Origin of the sequence: Arthrobacter sp. efr-133-R2A-63 (assembly GCF_030209795.1) — a bacterium.
Classification (GTDB): Bacteria; Actinomycetota; Actinomycetes; order Actinomycetales; family Micrococcaceae; genus Arthrobacter; species Arthrobacter bambusae_A.
Genome location: NZ_JARVRG010000013.1, coordinates 114971 through 130262 on the forward strand (window position 1 = coordinate 114971; position 15292 = coordinate 130262).

The following is a 15292-nucleotide window of genomic DNA, read 5'->3' on the forward strand; positions in this document are numbered from 1 at the left end:
GTAGACCATTGAAAGAAGTGCACGGCGCGTGTTCAATTCACTCTCTGACCGGTTGACAGCAACCTTCAAGAATCTCCGTGGCAAGGGCCGCCTCACCGAGGCCGACGTCGATGCCACCGTCCGGGAGATCCGGCGTGCCCTCTTGGACGCCGACGTTGCCGTGCCCGTAGTCCGCGAGTTCACAGCCCGCATCCGCGAACGCGCCCTGGGCGCGGAGGTGTCCGCTGCGCTGAACCCGAGCCAGCAGATCGTGAAGATCGTCAACGAGGAACTCCAGGAGATCCTCGGCGGCGAGACCCGTCGTATCCGCTTGGCGAAGACCGGGCCCACCATCATCATGCTCGCCGGCTTGCAGGGTGCTGGTAAGACCACCCTCGCCGGCAAGCTTGCCAAGTGGCTCAAGGCCCAAGGCCACAGCCCCGTACTCGTTGCTGCCGATCTCCAGCGTCCCAACGCCGTGACGCAGCTCCAGATCGTCGGTGAACGCGCCGGCGTTCCTGTCTTCGCGCCGCACCCCGGGACCACCTCGGATCTGGACGTTCCCACCGGCGATCCGGTCGCCGTCGCACGCGCCGGCGTCGACGAAGCCCGCCAGAAGCTGCACGACGTCGTGATCGTCGACACCGCGGGACGCCTCGGCGTCGACGCGGAAATGATGGACCAGGCGCGCCGCATCCGCCAGGCGATCATCCCGAACGAAGTGCTGTTCGTGATCGACTCCATGATCGGCCAGGACGCCGTCAACACGGCGGTTGCCTTCGATGAGGGCGTCAACTTCACGGGTGTCGTGCTGTCGAAGCTCGACGGCGACGCCCGCGGCGGTGCCGCTCTCTCGGTCGCGTCCGTCACCGGAAAGCCGGTCATGTTCGCGTCCACCGGCGAAGGCCTGGACGACTTCGAACTGTTCCACCCGGACCGCATGGCTTCCCGCATCCTCGATATGGGTGACGTTCTTACCCTGATCGAGCAGGCCGAGAAGAACTGGGACAAGGACGAGGCTGCCCGGATGGCGAAGAAGTTCGCCGACCAGGAAGACTTCACGCTGGACGACTTCCTCGCCCAGATGCAGCAGATCCGCAACATGGGCTCCATGAAGAAAATGCTCATGATGATGCCGGGTGCGCAGAACATCCGCCAGCAGCTGGAGCAGTTCGATGAGCGGGAAATCGATCGCGTGGAGGCCATTGTCCGCTCCATGACCCCGCACGAGCGCTTGGCTCCGAAGATCATCAACGGTTCCCGCCGCGCCCGCATCGCCCGTGGTTCCGGTGTGCACGTCTCCGAGGTCAACGGCCTCCTGGAGCGTTTCGCCCAGGCCCAGAAGATGATGAAGAAGCTGGCCCAGGGCGGCGGCATGCCAGGGATGCCCGGCATACCCGGCCTCGGTGGCGGTTCCCGCAAGGCGAGCAAGAACGCGCCCAAGAAGAAGGCCCGTTCCGGAAACCCCGCCAAGGCTGCCCAGGAACTGCGCGACGCCGAGAACAAGCGGGCGAAGGCCGTTCGCACCGGCGCGGCATTCGGTCAGCCTTCCGGCGACTTCGACCCCTCGCAGCTCAACCTGCCCAAGGGCTTCGACAAGTTCCTCGGCGGCAAGTAGCCGTCCCACCCAACTGACTGGCAATACATGTCGTTTTGAGGGCTCGGAACGACAACAAATGCCAGTTAGTTGGGTTGTCGGCCCCGTGCCATAGGCTGGGGGAATGCAAAAGCAGCGCGTTGTGTTCGTCCATGGAGCAGGCACATTCGGCGCTGCCGCGTGGCCGAAACAACACGGCATGGCGCTGCAGTACGATGCGCTCTTCCTGAAACGCCACGGCTTCGATGCGCAGGCCGAGCCTTTGGAATCCGACGTTGCCGCCGATGTGGACATCATCCTCGAGTGCCTTGGAGCGCGGGAGGCCGCGTCAGCCCCCGGGCCGGCGCGTGGCGGCCACGTCGTGGCGCATTCCCAGGGCGCGATTTCCGCGATGTTGGCCGCAGTGGAACGGCCGGACCTGGTCCGGTCGCTCGTGCTCGTGGAACCGGCTTGTCTCTCATTGACGGCCGAATTGCCGGCCACCGCGGCTTACCGGGCACTCATGGAGCCGTTGTTCCGGGTCCGGCACGAACTCAGCGATGACGATTACCAGCGCGAATTCGTCCGCCGCGCGTTTTCCTCGGAGGCGGCGGTTCTCAGCACCCCCGAGGCCCGGCGTACCGCCCGGCGGCTGCGGCTCCAGGCAGCGCCGTGGGAAGCGCCCCTGCACATCGTGCCGGGAGTCCCCACGCTTGTCCTGACCGGTGGTTGGGAGCCCCTGTACGAAGAGATCGCCGGCTACTTGCAGGAAACCGGCGCCCTCCACCGCGTTGCGGCTGGAGGACACCGGCCTCATGATTCAGTTGAAGGAGACCGGATGATCCGGTCCTTCATCGCGGATGTCAGCCGCGCCGGATCAGCGCAGGCTTCCTGACGTCACTCAACGTTTTCCTGCGGGAACCTCGAGCTCGGGCAAGTAGACCTTGCCGCCGGATGCCAGGAATTCCTCGCTCTTTTCCCGCATACCGCTGTACATCTCCGCGATGGCCGCCTGGGAATCCGCCGAGCCGTATTCGTCGCGGATGTCCTGGCTGATGCGCATGGAGCAGAATTTCGGTCCGCACATGGAGCAGAAATGCGCCGTCTTGGCCGGTTCCGCCGGGAGAGTCTCGTCGTGGAACGATTCGGCCGTGACCGGATCCAATGACAGCGCAAACTGGTCACGCCAGCGGAACTCGAAGCGGGCCTTGGACAGGGCATCGTCGCGTTCATGGGCGCCGGGGTGTCCCTTCGCAAGGTCAGCGGCGTGGGCGGCGATTTTGTACGTGATCACGCCGGTCTTGACGTCGTCCTTGTTCGGCAGGCCCAGGTGTTCCTTCGGGGTGACGTAGCAGAGCATCGCGGTTCCGTAGCGTGCGATCTCCGTGGCGCCGATGGCCGAGGTGATGTGGTCGTAGCCCGGGGCAACGTCGGTCACGAGCGGGCCGAGGGTGTAGAACGGTGCGCCGTCGCACAACTCCTGCTGCCGCTCGACGTTCTCGCGGACGAGGTGGAACGGGATGTGGCCGGGGCCTTCCACCATGACCTGCACGTCGTACTTCCACGCCCGCTTCGTGAGCTCTGCGAGCGTGTCAAGCTCGGCGAACTGCGCGGCGTCGTTGGCGTCCGCCGTCGCTCCCGGACGCAAGCCGTCGCCGAGCGAGAACGCGACATCGTAGTTGGCAAAGATTTCGCAGAGTTCGTCGAAATGCGTGTAGAGGAAGTTTTCCTCGTGGTGCGCCAGGCACCAGCCCGCCATGATGGAACCGCCGCGGGAAACGATGCCAGTCACGCGGTTTGCCGTCAGCGGCACGTAGCGCAGCAACACGCCGGCGTGGATGGTCATGTAGTCGACGCCCTGCTCGCACTGTTCAATGACGGTGTCGCGGAAGATCTCCCAGGTGAGCTTGTTGGCTTCACCATTGACCTTCTCAAGGGCCTGGTAAATCGGCACGGTGCCGATCGGCACGGGGGAGTTGCGGATGATCCATTCGCGGGTGGTGTGGATGTCGTCGCCCGTGGACAGGTCCATGACGGTGTCGGCGCCCCATTGGGTGGCCCACTGCAACTTGTCCACTTCTTCGGCGATGGAGCTGGTGACGGCCGAGTTGCCGATGTTGGCGTTGATCTTCACCAGGAACGCCTTGCCGATGATCATCGGTTCGGATTCGGGGTGGTTGATGTTGTTGGGGATGATGGCGCGGCCGGCGGCGACTTCACTGCGGACCAGTTCCACATCGCAGTTCTCGCGAAGCGCGACGAACTGCATTTCGGGCGTGACGATGCCCTGTTTGGCGTAGTGCATCTGCGTGACGGTCTTGCCCTCGACGGCGCGGCGGGGCACCGGCTGTGCGCCCTTCCACTCCGCCGAGGCGGCGCCGCGGCGCACGGCCGACTTGCCGTCGTCGAGCAGGTTCCGTTCGCGGCCGCTGTAGGCCTCGGTGTCGCCGCGGGCTTCGATCCACTCGCTGCGGAACGGCTCGAGGCCAACCACGGGATCACTTCCCGGCCCCGCGGTGCGGTACACCTGGAAAGGGGCGTTGGCCTCGCCGTTGGGGGATGGCTCCAGGGCGATTTCCGTGACTGGAACCCGGATTCCAGTCTCAGTGTCTTCCAGGAACACGAGGGAATGCGACTTGAGGGACTGGGTCACTTCTTGAGCCGATTCGTTTTGGGTAGGGCTCAGCTGTGTTTCTTTGGTGCTCAAAGGATTACTCACTTCCTTCGCCGGCATTACCCGGACAGGTTCAACGGTCGCAGGCTGCGTCAGCCCGATCTCAGCCCTTGCAAGGGCCCCCGTGTGGTCGTAGACGAAGCTACCACAGCCGGGAGTCCTTGAGACAGATGTGACCGAGGACAGACGTCACTGCCCCGGCGACGGCGCCTGAGTCTAGGGTGGATTCATGGCGGAAATCATCGAATTCAGCGGCACCGTCCTCAGCGGGCCGGACGAGGATGTGCGCGGCCTCTGGTCGGTCGACGGACGGCTGACCTTTGTCCGACCCCTCGCGAAGCCGGACGTCGTGCTGGACGGATGGGTGCTGCCCGGCTTGGTCGACGCGCATTGCCATGTTGGCTTGGGCAAGGGCGGAGCCGTCGACGAGGAGACTGCCCGCTTGCAGGCGACTGCGGACCGGAATGCCGGGACTCTCTTGATCCGCGACGCCGGTTCCGCGAGCGACACGCGCTGGCTGCAGCGCCGGACGGACATGCCGAGGATCATCCGGGCAGGCAGGCACATCGCGAGGCATCGGCGGTACCTTCCCGGCCTGGCCGAGGAAGTCGAGCCGGAGGATCTGGTGGAGGCGGTGCGCAAGCAGGCACGGTCCGGAGACGGCTGGGTCAAGATCGTCGGGGACTGGATCGACCGCTCCGCCGGGGATCTCGGGCCGTCCTTTCCGGCGGCCATCGTCAAGGACGCCGTCGCGGCGGCGCACGACGAGGGGGCCCGGGTGACCGCCCATTGCTTCGCCGAAGGGACGATCGACGACATGCTCGACGCCGGCATTGACTGCATCGAGCACGCGACTGGTCTCCTCCCGCACCATATTCCCCGGCTGCTGGACCAAGGCGTACCGATCGTCCCCACCCTCATCAACATTGCGACGTTCCCGGACATCGCGAAGCAGGCGGAAGCTAAGTTCCCCCGTTACGCCGCCCACATGATCGCGCTCTGGGAGCGTCGGCATGAGCGCGTCCTCGAGGCGTTCGACGCCGGAGTGCGGGTATATGCCGGAACCGACGCCGGCAGCGTTATCAAGCACGGCCGGATCGGCGAGGAGATCCTGGAACTGCACCAGGCGGGCCTGCCGCCGGCCGCCGCGCTCGACGCGGCCTGCTGGTCCGCCCGCGAGTGGCTGGGTGCCGACGGCATCAGCGAAGGCGCCAGTGCCGACGTCGTGCTCTACGCAAACGATCCCCGCGCGTCCCTTGAGGCGGTGCTGAAGCCGCAATGCACCGTGTTGCGGGGACACCTTTCCGGAAGTGCCGGGCATTAGGAATAAATTGAAGCTTCAAGTAATTTAGATGTATAGAGGTTGCCGAAGGGCGGCGCCGCAAAAAGCCGGGAGTTACACATGACCATCACCTCCAGCCAGGATCTCCTTCCTGCCGAACTCGCCATGGGCACCGTCATGCTCAAAGTGGGGGACATGAAGCTCATGGGCGACTACTACCAACGGGCGCTCGGCCTGGACATCGTCGCCGAGCAAGACGGCGGACTCTACTTCGGCCGGCTCGGCAAGCCGTTGGTGCACCTCGCTCCCGCCTCCGGGCTCCAGATCCCGGGCCGCGGAGAGGCCGGACTCTTCCACACGGCTCTGCTCTTCGCGGACCAGTCCTCGCTCGCCGCAACTGTTGCCTCCGCAGCGCAGTACGAGCCCCACGCTTTTGTCGGCAGCGCAGACCACCTGGTCAGCGAGGCCTTCTACTTCACCGACCCCGAGGGCAACGGAATCGAGCTCTACTACGACAAGCCCCGCGAGGGGTGGGAGTGGAACGGCGGTTCGGTCGTCATGGACAGCCTGCCGCTCCCGCCGCAGCGCTACCTCCAGCAGTACCTGAGCGAAACGGCGGTGGCCGGCCAGCATGAGGCGGGCGCCGGCGTCGGGCATGTCCACCTCCAAGTGGGGGACGTCAAGACCGCCCATGACTTCTATGTCGGCACCTTGGGCTTCGAGCAGACGGCCGGCTGGCACGGGCAGGCACTGTTCGTCTCCGCCGGGGGCTACCACCACCACATGGCCATGAACGTCTGGAACAGCCGCGGCGCAGGTCCGCGCAAGGACACGCTCGGTCTCGGCGAGGTGGTCATTGAAGTGCCGTCAGGCGACGACGTCGGCGCGCTCGCCGACCGCCTCAAGGTTGCCGGCATCGCCTCCCACCACACCGGCCAGGAGCTGCGCTTCGAGGACCCGTGGCGCAACCGGCTGCGCGTCGCCGTCCGCTACGCTTGATCCGACGGTGTGGCGCATTTCGGCCGCCGCGCCGCAGCTCCGTCGCCACGAATGAATGAGAGTAGTTTCCATGGGCTTTGCTGAAATCTTTGTTGCCACCCACGATGAAGCACTCAAGAGGGCCGCTGCCCTGGAGAAGGGCAGTGACGTATCCGGCGCCGCGGTCCGGATCCCCGGAATCAGCGATTTCGAAGTAGAACAACTTGGCGACCTCGCTGGCACGGCCGTGCATGCGGCTGGCGCCGACTATGAGCTCGCTTTGGTGGACGTCACCAGTGACGCCTTGCTCGGCGTCCCCGAAGCCATGGTGCGTGCCCTGTCCGAGCTGCTCAGCTACGAGACCGAGGGAGAAGGAAGCATCCTCGACGACGTCGCCGAACGCTGGGCGGGCCAAGAGGACATGCCCTTCGATGCCCAACAGTCCCGGCTGTACGTCCAGCAATTGGCGGCGCTCGCGAGCGACGTCGAAAAGGCCGAACGTGCCGGCCTCTACGTCTGGTCCGCCGAGCAGTAGAGCCGCGTTAAACCCGCCGCACGGACCGCGCGTTCGAAATACTGTCTGCCATCTGGCACAATGGACAGGTACTCGATCTGCGCGGCCCCTCTCTCCGTGTGTGCATCTTGTCCTTTGGAACCCTCAAGTATGGCCCGCCCCACGGGTGCAGAACGACGGGCTCAACCCCGTTTCAGAAACAGGAGTGACCACAAAAGTGGCCGTAAAGATTCGCCTTAAGCGCTTCGGTAAGATGCGCGCACCGTACTACCGCATCGTCGTCATGGACTCCCGCGCCAAGCGCGATGGCCGTGCGATTGAAGAAATCGGCAAGTACCACCCCACCGAAGAGCCCTCGTACATCGAGGTTGTCTCCGAGCGTGCACAGTACTGGCTGTCCGTCGGCGCCCAGCCGACCGAGCAGGTCGCTGCGATCCTCAAGATCACCGGTGACTGGCAGAAGTTCAAGGGCCTCCCGGGCCAGGAAGGCACGCTGAAGACCAAGGTCGCCAAGCCTGCTTTCGTTGCACCGGAGAAGGGTTCCGTCATCATCCCGGAAGCCATCACCAAGAAGGCCAAGCAGTCGGAAGCAACTGAAGCTCCCGCTGACGCTGAAGCAGAGACCACCGAGGCTGAGTAAATTGCTGGCAGAAGCGCTCGAGCACTTGGTCCGCGGGATCGTTGACAGCCCTGAGGACGTCAAGGTCAGTGCCAAGAACAACCGCCGCGGGGAATCCCTCGAGGTGCGTGTTCACCAGGATGACCTCGGACGGGTGATCGGTCGCCAGGGTCGCACCGCACGCGCTTTGCGCACCGTGATTGCGGCACTGGCAGGCGGCGAGCAGGTCAGGGTCGACGTCGTCGACACCGACCGCCGCCGGTAACGCGCTCAGCAATACTTGTCTTAGATCCGGCCCCTTCACCAGATTATGGTGGAGGGGCCGGCTTGTTTTACGAGCAAATCCCCAGTCCTGGTCCACGTCGGCCCAGCGAAGAAACCAGAGGAACACATGCAGCTCCAGGTCGCCCGAATCGGCAAGCCCCACGGAATCCGCGGCGAAGTCACCGTCCAGGTGCTCACTGACGCCCCCGGCGATCGTTTCGTCCCTGGGACCGAATTCGTGGTGGAGCCCGCAAAGGCCGGTCCCTTGACCATCATCAGCGCCCGGTGGAACAAGGACATCCTGTTGCTCGGTTTCGAAGAGATCTCCACGCGCAACCAGGCGGAGGAAATCCGCGGCGCGAAGCTGTTCATCGAGACGGAAGAGCTGGAAGAGGACGACGACGAAGGCTGGTACGAGCATGAGCTCGTCGGCCTTGAGGTGCGGGTCGGCTCGCAGGCCGTAGGCAAAGTGACCGCACTCAACACCATGCCGGTCCAGGACCTGCTGGTCATTGAAGACGCGGACGGCAAGGAAATCCTGGTGCCTTTCGTCGAGGAAATCGTGCCCGAGGTCAACATCGAGGACGGCTACGTGTTGCTCACCCCGCCGCCGGGCCTCTTCGAACTGAATACCGAAGCTTCCGCCGGCGACGCGGAAGAGGACGATGCCGACACCAAGGATGACGCGTAGATGCGCATCGATGTCGTCAGTATCTTTCCCGAGTACCTGGCGCCGCTCGAGCTTTCCCTCATAGGCAAGGCCCGTCAGGATGGGCTCTTGGAGCTCAATGTCCATGACTTGAGGACCTTCACCACGGACAAGCATCGCACGGTGGACGACACTCCGTACGGTGGCGGCGCGGGCATGGTCATGAAGCCCGAGCCCTGGGCCCAGGCCCTGGAATCCATCGCCGACGCGCGAAGTGCCGATGCCGGAACTGCCGCAACTGAGCCGTCATCGGACGTACCGAAGAAAAAGCCGGTCCTGATTGTCCCGTCGCCCGCGGGGGAGCGCTTCAACCAGGCCCTCGCCTATGAGCTTGCCGAGGAAGATCAGCTCGTTTTCGCCTGCGGCCGCTATGAAGGCATTGACGAGCGCGTCATGGAATGGGCGGCAGGGCACTTCACCGTCCGTCCGGTCAGCTTGGGCGACTATGTCCTCAACGGCGGGGAGGTGGCAGTCCTGGCCATGGTCGAGGCCATCGGACGATTGCTTCCGGGTGTCGTCGGCAATCCCGAATCGTTGGTGGAGGAATCCCATTCGGACGGCTTGCTCGAGTACCCCGTCTACACGAAGCCCTCGTCCTGGCGCGCTCGTGACGTGCCTGCCGTCCTTTTGAGCGGCAACCACGGCAGGATTGCCCAGTGGCGACGCCACGAACAATTCCGCCGCACGGCGGAACGCCGCCCGGACCTCCTCGCAGAGTTCGACGCCGGCCGCCTGACGCGCGCGGACCGCACGGCTTTCGGCGAACTCGGGTACGACGTCGTCGACGGCCGGCTGCGACGCCGCCCGGACAGTGAACTCCCGGCCTGAGCCTCCCGCCGTCGGGCAGCCTCATCCGCCAGCCGCCCGCGGGAACCGGGCCACATTCGCGGGATTGGCCGGAACTCCCGCGGTGTGGCAGAATTAACCCTTGTGTCTACTGGGTTCGCACCTGCCACAGGGGGAGCGTCACCAACAGCCTGACAACCCGGAACCGCCAATCAGTGGTGGTACCGGACTTTGAAAATCTTCGGCGGTAATTTCCGGACGGTATTGCGCCCCGGGCTTGACCGCCGTGACCCAAAGTGGATGACCTGTGGCGTTCACCAGGAGTGGATTAATGCATATCCTCGATAGCGTAGATGCAGCTTCGCTGCGTAACGATGTTCCCGAGTTCCGCGCGGGTGACACCATCAAGGTTCACGTGAACATCATCGAAGGCAAGAACTCCCGTGTCCAGGTCTTCCAGGGCTTCGTCCTGGGCCGCCAGGGTGACGGCGTTCGCGAAACCTTCACGGTCCGCAAGGTTTCCTTCGGTGTCGGCGTGGAGCGTACCTTCCCGGTTCACTCCCCGATCATCGAGAAGATCGAGGTCGTCACCAAGGGTGACGTCCGCCGCGCCAAGCTCTACTACATGCGCGCACTGCGCGGCAAGGCTGCGAAGATCAAGGAAAAGCGCGACTTCGCCACCGGCAAGTAGGTCTTTCGACCAACAGCGGGTCCTGGATTCGTGTCCGGCCTGCGCCGGAGAAATCCGCAACGCAACAGGAAACGAATCATGGACCACGCAAAACGCCAGCCCCGGAAACAGGGCTGGCGTTTTGTTTTGCTCGCATTTGTCCTTGCCGTGGCTATCAGCGGGCTTGTCCGGTCTTTGTGGCTCGACGTCTACTTCATCCCCTCCGAGTCCATGGAGCCGATCCTGGGCACCGGAGACCGCATCCTTGTGTCCCGGACCGATTTCGGCGTGGACCCTATCCGCCGTGGAGACATAGTGGTCTTCGACGGCAGGGGAACCTTTGCCCCGCTGAACAGCGGCAAAGGAGCGTTTGCCGACGCCGTGGCCGCCACGGGCCATTGGCTGGGCCTGACGGGAAGCGACACGACATACGTCAAACGCGTCATCGGGCTCCCCGGAGACCACGTTGTTTGTTGTGGCGCCGGCGGCAAACTCACAGTCAATGGTCAGCCGCTTGAGGAACCCTATCTGTATCCCGGCGACGCGCCGAGCGAGCAGAGATTCGATGTCATAGTCCCCAGTGACCGATTGTGGCTCATGGGAGACCACCGTTCACGGTCGGCCGATTCGCGTGGGCTGCTGGGCGCACCCGGCGGAGGGATGGTGCCGTTGGAGCGTGTCATCGGGCGTCCGGTCCGGATTGTCTGGCCGCTTGATAGATTTGCAGAACTGCCTCGCCCTGCGCAGGCCGGTACAACCTCGAAGAACGGACAATAGATGCCCGAGACAACTCCCGGGAAGCCGGAACGGCACGACGACGACGCCCGGCTCCTTGACGGATCGTCCGCTTCCGCGATGGATCTTGCAGCCGACGACGCCGATCCGGCGGCGGGCAGGGCGACTGGCTCGAGCGCGGCCGCTTCCGAGGAGCAGGAGTCTCCGCGCCGCGCTGCGCGACGGGGTTCGCGATCGGACACGGGCGATAGCGATCAGCCAGAAACTGCCGGCAAAAGCCACGGCAGTCCATTCCTCGGCTGGCTTAGGGAAATCGGCACCGTGGTGGTCATCGCCATCGTGTTGTCCTTCCTCATCAAGACTTTCCTGTTCCGGGCCTTCTTCATTCCTTCCGAGTCCATGGTCAACACCCTTGACGTGGACGACCGGATCTTCGTAAATCTGCTGGTCCCGCAACCTTTCGCGCTGCAGCGCGGCGACATCGTGGTCTTCAAGGACACGCAGGGATGGCTGCCGCCCACGCAGAAGGCAGCGCCCGGGCCATTCAAGTGGTTCCAGGACGGACTTGTCTTCGTCGGGCTGCTCCCTGACGAGACAAACCAACACCTCGTCAAGCGCGTGATCGGCCTGCCGGGGGACAGGGTCTCCTGTTGCGACAGTTCCGCCCGCGTCAGCGTCAACGGCACGGTCCTCAACGAGAGCTACATCAATCCTGCCCAGGTTCCGCTGGCCAAGCCTTTCGATGTGGTGGTCCCTGCGGGCAAAATTTGGGTTATGGGCGACAACCGCAACAACTCCGCCGACTCCCGCGAACACCAATCAGTCAACGGTGGTTTCATCGACATCTCCGACGTCGAAGGCCAAGCGACAGTCATTGCGTGGCCCATCAACCGTTGGCAGATCCTTGACAACCACTCCGATGTCTTCCGCAACGTCCCTGCGCCGTCGCCCCAGAACACGGCTTCACCCACGGCTCCAGCGGGCAAATGATGGTTCCGGCGGGAGCGGGTACTCCGGTTCGAACGCAGCGGAAACCCGCCGCGCGGACGAAGCACGCTCCTGAATTTCCGACCCTGGATGTCGAACGGGGTTTCCTGGCTCCGGGGGTCACCCTTCTGGCGGGTGTCGATGAAGTAGGCCGTGGAGCCCTCGCCGGGCCGGTGTCGGTGGGGATCGCCGTCGTTGACCTCGCGGACCACGGCTTGCTCGCCGGTGTCCGCGACAGCAAGCTCCTCAAACCGGAGGACCGCGAGCGGTTGGAACCGCTGGTTCGGGAATGGGCGGTTGGATCCGCGGTGGGCCACGCAAGTTCGGCGGAGATCGACGCGCTGGGAATTGTGGGCGCCCTGCGCCTTGCCGGCACACGCGCCTGGTTCGAAATTCTCGCCTCGGGCGTCCACCCGGACCTGGTCCTGCTGGATGGGAGCCACAACTGGCTATCGCCACAGAGCCAAGCTTCGTTGTTTGACGCGGAGCCCTCCGGACCCGCTTGCGAGGCGCCGGTCCACACCCGGGTGAAGGCGGACATGACCTGCCTCAGCGTCGCCGCCGCCAGTGTGCTTGCCAAGGTAGCGCGCGACCACATCATGCTTGGGCTGCACGAGGAATATCCGGCGTTCGGCTGGAACGAGAACAAGGGCTACGCCACGTCGTTCCACCGGGATGCGCTCAGATCATTGGGTCCTACGCCTTACCACCGGACCAGCTGGAACTTGCTCTAGCCCCCGCTTTTCCGCGTCCTTCACGGGGTCGGCCGGGCCGTGGCGGCGTGTGCCCGCTCTATGGTGCAAGATGGATCTATGAGTGCCGAGGATCTTGAGAACTACGAAACCGACATGGAGCTGCAGCTCTACCGCGAATACCGCGACGTCGTTGGTTTGTTCAGCTACGTTGTCGAGACCGAACGCCGGTTCTATCTGGCAAACCACGTTGACCTGCAGGCCCGCAGTGCCGACGGCGAGGTCTATTTCGACTTGACCCTCCAGGATGCCTGGGTGTGGGACGTCTACCGTTCGGCCCGATTCGTGAAGAATGTCCGGGTCATTACGTTCAAGGACGTCAACGTCGAGGAACTGCCGCGCAACGAGGAACTTTCCTTGCCGAAGGACGGCGACCTGGGGGATCTCGGCAACCTGGGCCACTAGGCCCTGGGCAACCAGGACGGCCCGCCCACTCTTCCTCCACACCGTCTGGCTGACGGAGTTTCCCACATAGCCGAACTGCCCCCTGTCTTTGGATTCTCCGCGCCTCCACGCTGGAAGCGGAGGTGGTCATGAAAGCCAAAGACTTGTTGGGCCGGCACGGTGAAGCGCTGGCCGTAGCTTTCCTTGAAACCCAGGGAATGCGAATCGTGGACCGCAATTGGAGGTGCTCCGAGGGCGAGATCGACATCGTGGCGCTCGACGGCGACACCCTGGTGATCGCCGAGGTCAAGACCCGGAAGAACCTGGCTTATGGGCATCCTTTCGAAGCGGTTGACGCAGCCAAACTCGCCCGGCTCCATCGCCTGGGCCTTTCCTGGTGCCGTGATCACGAACTGCGTGCCCCGCGCCGCCGGGTGGATGTCGTGGGAATCATCGACGACGGCGTGGGCGAGCCAAAGCTCGAACACCTCAGGGGCGTGGGCTAGATGGGCGTGGGTCGAAGCTATTCCGTGGCGCTGCTGGGCCTGAACGGATACATCGTGGAGGTCGAAGCAGATATCGGCCAGACCCTCCCCAATTTCGTGATCCTGGGACTGCCGGACGCTTCCCTGAACGAGGCCAAGGAGCGCATTCGTTCCGCGGCGCAGAATTCCGGCATCCCCCTGAGTCGCCGAAAGATCACCGCAAACCTGATTCCGGCTTCGCTGCCGAAGCGTGGCTCGGGGTTCGACCTGGCAAAACCGGTAAAATACGTTTATGGGAAAACAGCAGCCCCGGGCAGCAATATACTGCCGCATCTCCAGCGACCGCGAGGGCCTGGAACTAGGCGTGCAGCGGCAGGAGGCGGACGCCCGTAACCTAGCGGCGCGCCTCGGCTTCGAGGTGGCCCGCGTGTTCGTGGAGAGCGACACGGGAGCCAGCACGAAGTCCAAGAAGGCTCGCCCGATCTACAAGGAGATGATCGACGGAGCGAGGGCTGGCCAGTACGGGGCGATTATCGCGTACTCCGCCTCACGCCTGACGCGACGGCCCAGCGAGTGGGAAGATCTGATCCGCCTGTACGAGACAGCCGGAACAGCGATACACACTGTGGTCTCGGGAACGGCCAACTTCGCGACGGCGGACGGGCGAGCTACTGCCCGAACTGTAGCGGCTTGGGATGCAGCCGAGGCAGAGCGCACCGCCGAGCGCGTCCAGCGGGCGAAGGCCGAAAATGTGACAAAGGGTGAGTGGCGCGGCGGACGGCGTCCGTTCGGTTACGAGGCCGACGGCGTGACCGTCCGCCCCGACGAGGCCGAAGCGCTGGAGCGCGCGGCCGACGCGATAATCGCTGGACGTTCCCTCTCCGCAGTCGCCCGAGACATCCAGGCTTCCGGCCTCACGACCGCGTCCAAGAAGGGCCTACCAATGGATTCCATCGCACTGAGGAACATCCTGCTACGTCCGCGTAACGCGGGGTTGATGGAGGTCAAGGGCGAGATCACCGGCCACGCCCAGTGGCCCGCCGTCATCCCGGAGGATAAATGGCTCGCGCTCCGGGGTATTCTCACTGACCCCGCGCGGAGGACGCAGAACGGAAGCGAGAGGCGCTGGCTCGGCTCCGGCCTTTTCCGCTGTGGAACACCGGGCTGCGGGGGAGTGGTTCGTGGAGCCACGACGAGCGGAGGGGGCAGGACGCGACGGCTCGTCTATCGCTGCAAGTCCGCAGGTGGGCACGTCAACCGCGACATGATCTACACGGACGCCTTCGTACTGGAGGTCATCGCGGCCTACCTCCGCCGAGAAGCCCCAGCCCTGCGGGCGAGGATGACCGTGAGCGTTCCACGCCGGAAGGACGTGGAGAAGCTGCGGGCGGACCTTCGAGGCTACCGTGAGCGGCTGATCCAGCTACCGGACGACTACGCTCTCGGCCTTCTTGACGGGCAGCAGGTCAAGGCGACGACGCTCCGACTCGATGGGCTGATCAAGGACGCAGAGCAGCAGCTAGCCGCACTGACCACCGGCGACGTACTGGCCGAGACGCTAGCAGCCGCCGACCCCGGGCAGCAGTTCCTCGACGCGGACCTGGACCGCCAGCGGGCCATTATCGACGCGCTCGCCGTCGTGACTATCCAGCCAGCGCGGCGTGGACGGCCAGCCGGGCATGTACCGGGAACGCCGTATTTTGACCCGAATTTTATTGACGTGGACTGGAAGTAACTGCTGTCTAACCGCGTAGAAGATAGTTCCTTATTTAGTTACTACGCGTCGCTTTTGAGGAATAACCTTTAGGTAATTACCAAGGGACCTCAACAACGAGGCCCACCCCCTACAAACCGACAGAACCGTAAGAACCGAAAGGGGCTTTTCGGAAGGTTCTGTC

Annotated in this window: 17 protein-coding genes, 1 pseudogene and 1 riboswitch; of the genes and pseudogenes, 17 read left to right on the forward strand and 1 reads right to left on the reverse strand. The window is 64.2% G+C overall.

The genetic code is table 11. The features are described 5' to 3' along the window. The first annotated feature begins 28 nt into the window (after nucleotides 1-28). Both ffh and QRN45_RS07100 read left to right on the forward strand, forming a co-directional pair. A complete protein-coding gene (gene ffh / locus QRN45_RS07095; protein ID WP_241707494.1) occupies nucleotides 29-1597 on the forward strand; it encodes a signal recognition particle protein in 1569 nt (522 codons plus the stop codon). Between the two features lie 103 nt (nucleotides 1598-1700). Beyond that, complete coding sequence (locus QRN45_RS07100; RefSeq protein ID WP_264636542.1) at nucleotides 1701-2450, forward strand: alpha/beta fold hydrolase; 750 nt, start codon at nucleotides 1701-1703, stop codon at nucleotides 2448-2450. A gap of 6 nt (nucleotides 2451-2456) precedes the next feature. Here QRN45_RS07100 and thiC read toward each other — a convergent pair whose 3' ends face one another. Next, nucleotides 2457-4262: a phosphomethylpyrimidine synthase ThiC gene (gene thiC / locus QRN45_RS07105; RefSeq protein ID WP_284762806.1), complete on the reverse strand. Its 1806-nt coding sequence runs from the start codon at nucleotides 4260-4262 to the stop codon at nucleotides 2457-2459. Beyond that, nucleotides 4258-4365: riboswitch (TPP riboswitch) on the reverse strand. Its footprint overlaps the gene before it by 5 nt. Before the next feature lie 93 nt (nucleotides 4366-4458). Between thiC and QRN45_RS07110 the strand changes: the two genes are divergently transcribed. The 15 genes and pseudogenes from QRN45_RS07110 to QRN45_RS07180 all read left to right on the forward strand — a co-directional run bounded on the left by QRN45_RS07110 (nucleotide 4459) and on the right by QRN45_RS07180 (nucleotide 15129). Beyond that, entirely contained in the window at nucleotides 4459-5553 is a 1095-nt protein-coding gene (locus tag QRN45_RS07110) for an amidohydrolase family protein (RefSeq protein ID WP_284762808.1), read from the forward strand. Between the two features lie 78 nt (nucleotides 5554-5631). Then, nucleotides 5632-6510 (forward strand): VOC family protein, encoded by an 879-nt coding sequence (locus QRN45_RS07115; RefSeq protein WP_284762810.1) that lies wholly within the window; start codon nucleotides 5632-5634, stop codon nucleotides 6508-6510. Nucleotides 6511-6580: 70 nt separating this feature from the next. After that, nucleotides 6581-7024, forward strand: coding sequence for a hypothetical protein (locus tag QRN45_RS07120; RefSeq protein ID WP_284762811.1), 444 nt, complete (start codon nucleotides 6581-6583; stop codon nucleotides 7022-7024). Nucleotides 7025-7220: 196 nt separating this feature from the next. Continuing rightward, nucleotides 7221-7643 (forward strand): 30S ribosomal protein S16, encoded by a 423-nt coding sequence (gene rpsP, locus QRN45_RS07125; protein WP_059387673.1) that lies wholly within the window; start codon nucleotides 7221-7223, stop codon nucleotides 7641-7643. Nucleotide 7644: 1 nt separating this feature from the next. Beyond that, the gene (locus QRN45_RS07130) at nucleotides 7645-7887 is read left to right on the forward strand and encodes an RNA-binding protein (protein ID WP_028267532.1); all 243 of its coding nucleotides are present in this window, start codon (nucleotides 7645-7647) and stop codon (nucleotides 7885-7887) included. 126 nt (nucleotides 7888-8013) lie between these two features. Next, nucleotides 8014-8577, forward strand: a complete 564-nt coding sequence (rimM, locus tag QRN45_RS07135) for a ribosome maturation factor RimM (RefSeq protein ID WP_241707498.1) — start codon at nucleotides 8014-8016, stop codon at nucleotides 8575-8577. Continuing rightward, nucleotides 8578-9423: a tRNA (guanosine(37)-N1)-methyltransferase TrmD gene (trmD, locus tag QRN45_RS07140; protein WP_284762812.1), complete on the forward strand. Its 846-nt coding sequence runs from the start codon at nucleotides 8578-8580 to the stop codon at nucleotides 9421-9423. A 289-nt stretch (nucleotides 9424-9712) separates the two neighbouring features. Continuing rightward, nucleotides 9713-10072, forward strand: a complete 360-nt coding sequence (gene rplS / locus QRN45_RS07145) for a 50S ribosomal protein L19 (RefSeq protein ID WP_059387674.1) — start codon at nucleotides 9713-9715, stop codon at nucleotides 10070-10072. A 78-nt stretch (nucleotides 10073-10150) separates the two neighbouring features. Beyond that, entirely contained in the window at nucleotides 10151-10828 is a 678-nt protein-coding gene (gene lepB, locus QRN45_RS07150; protein WP_264636539.1) for a signal peptidase I, read from the forward strand. Further along, nucleotides 10829-11776 carry a signal peptidase I gene (gene lepB / locus QRN45_RS07155; RefSeq protein ID WP_284762815.1) on the forward strand — a complete coding sequence of 316 codons (948 nt, stop codon included), beginning with the start codon at nucleotides 10829-10831 and terminating at the stop codon, nucleotides 11774-11776. It abuts the gene before it with no gap. Beyond that, a complete protein-coding gene (gene rnhB, locus QRN45_RS07160; protein WP_284762816.1) occupies nucleotides 11773-12507 on the forward strand; it encodes a ribonuclease HII in 735 nt (244 codons plus the stop codon). Before lepB (QRN45_RS07155) ends, rnhB begins: the two co-directional genes overlap by 4 nt. Before the next feature lie 78 nt (nucleotides 12508-12585). After that, on the forward strand, nucleotides 12586-12930 hold the full coding sequence (locus tag QRN45_RS07165; protein WP_241707503.1) for a DUF2469 domain-containing protein: 345 nt from the start codon (nucleotides 12586-12588) through the stop codon (nucleotides 12928-12930). 128 nt (nucleotides 12931-13058) lie between these two features. After that, the gene (locus tag QRN45_RS07170; protein ID WP_264636536.1) at nucleotides 13059-13415 is read left to right on the forward strand and encodes a YraN family protein; all 357 of its coding nucleotides are present in this window, start codon (nucleotides 13059-13061) and stop codon (nucleotides 13413-13415) included. After that, nucleotides 13416-13667: pseudogene (locus QRN45_RS07175) on the forward strand (magnesium chelatase domain-containing protein); the annotation flags it as partial. 19 nt (nucleotides 13668-13686) lie between these two features. Then, on the forward strand, nucleotides 13687-15129 hold the full coding sequence (locus QRN45_RS07180; protein WP_284762817.1) for a recombinase family protein: 1443 nt from the start codon (nucleotides 13687-13689) through the stop codon (nucleotides 15127-15129). Nucleotides 15130-15292 lie beyond the last annotated feature (163 nt).

Coding starts and splice junctions, on each gene's coding strand:
- QRN45_RS07100 (WP_264636542.1), top strand. CDS start 1,701: ATGCAAAAGCAGCGCGTTGTGTTCGTCCATGGAGCAGGCACATTCGGC.
- QRN45_RS07110 (WP_284762808.1), top strand. CDS start 4,459: ATGGCGGAAATCATCGAATTCAGCGGCACCGTCCTCAGCGGGCCGGAC.
- QRN45_RS07115 (WP_284762810.1), top strand. CDS start 5,632: ATGACCATCACCTCCAGCCAGGATCTCCTTCCTGCCGAACTCGCCATG.
- QRN45_RS07120 (WP_284762811.1), top strand. CDS start 6,581: ATGGGCTTTGCTGAAATCTTTGTTGCCACCCACGATGAAGCACTCAAG.
- rimM (WP_241707498.1), top strand. CDS start 8,014: ATGCAGCTCCAGGTCGCCCGAATCGGCAAGCCCCACGGAATCCGCGGC.
- trmD (WP_284762812.1), top strand. CDS start 8,578: ATGCGCATCGATGTCGTCAGTATCTTTCCCGAGTACCTGGCGCCGCTC.
- rplS (WP_059387674.1), top strand. CDS start 9,713: ATGCATATCCTCGATAGCGTAGATGCAGCTTCGCTGCGTAACGATGTT.
- lepB (WP_264636539.1), top strand. CDS start 10,151: ATGGACCACGCAAAACGCCAGCCCCGGAAACAGGGCTGGCGTTTTGTT.
- lepB (WP_284762815.1), top strand. CDS start 10,829: ATGCCCGAGACAACTCCCGGGAAGCCGGAACGGCACGACGACGACGCC.
- rnhB (WP_284762816.1), top strand. CDS start 11,773: ATGATGGTTCCGGCGGGAGCGGGTACTCCGGTTCGAACGCAGCGGAAA.
- QRN45_RS07165 (WP_241707503.1), top strand. CDS start 12,586: ATGAGTGCCGAGGATCTTGAGAACTACGAAACCGACATGGAGCTGCAG.
- QRN45_RS07170 (WP_264636536.1), top strand. CDS start 13,059: ATGAAAGCCAAAGACTTGTTGGGCCGGCACGGTGAAGCGCTGGCCGTA.
- QRN45_RS07180 (WP_284762817.1), top strand. CDS start 13,687: ATGGGAAAACAGCAGCCCCGGGCAGCAATATACTGCCGCATCTCCAGC.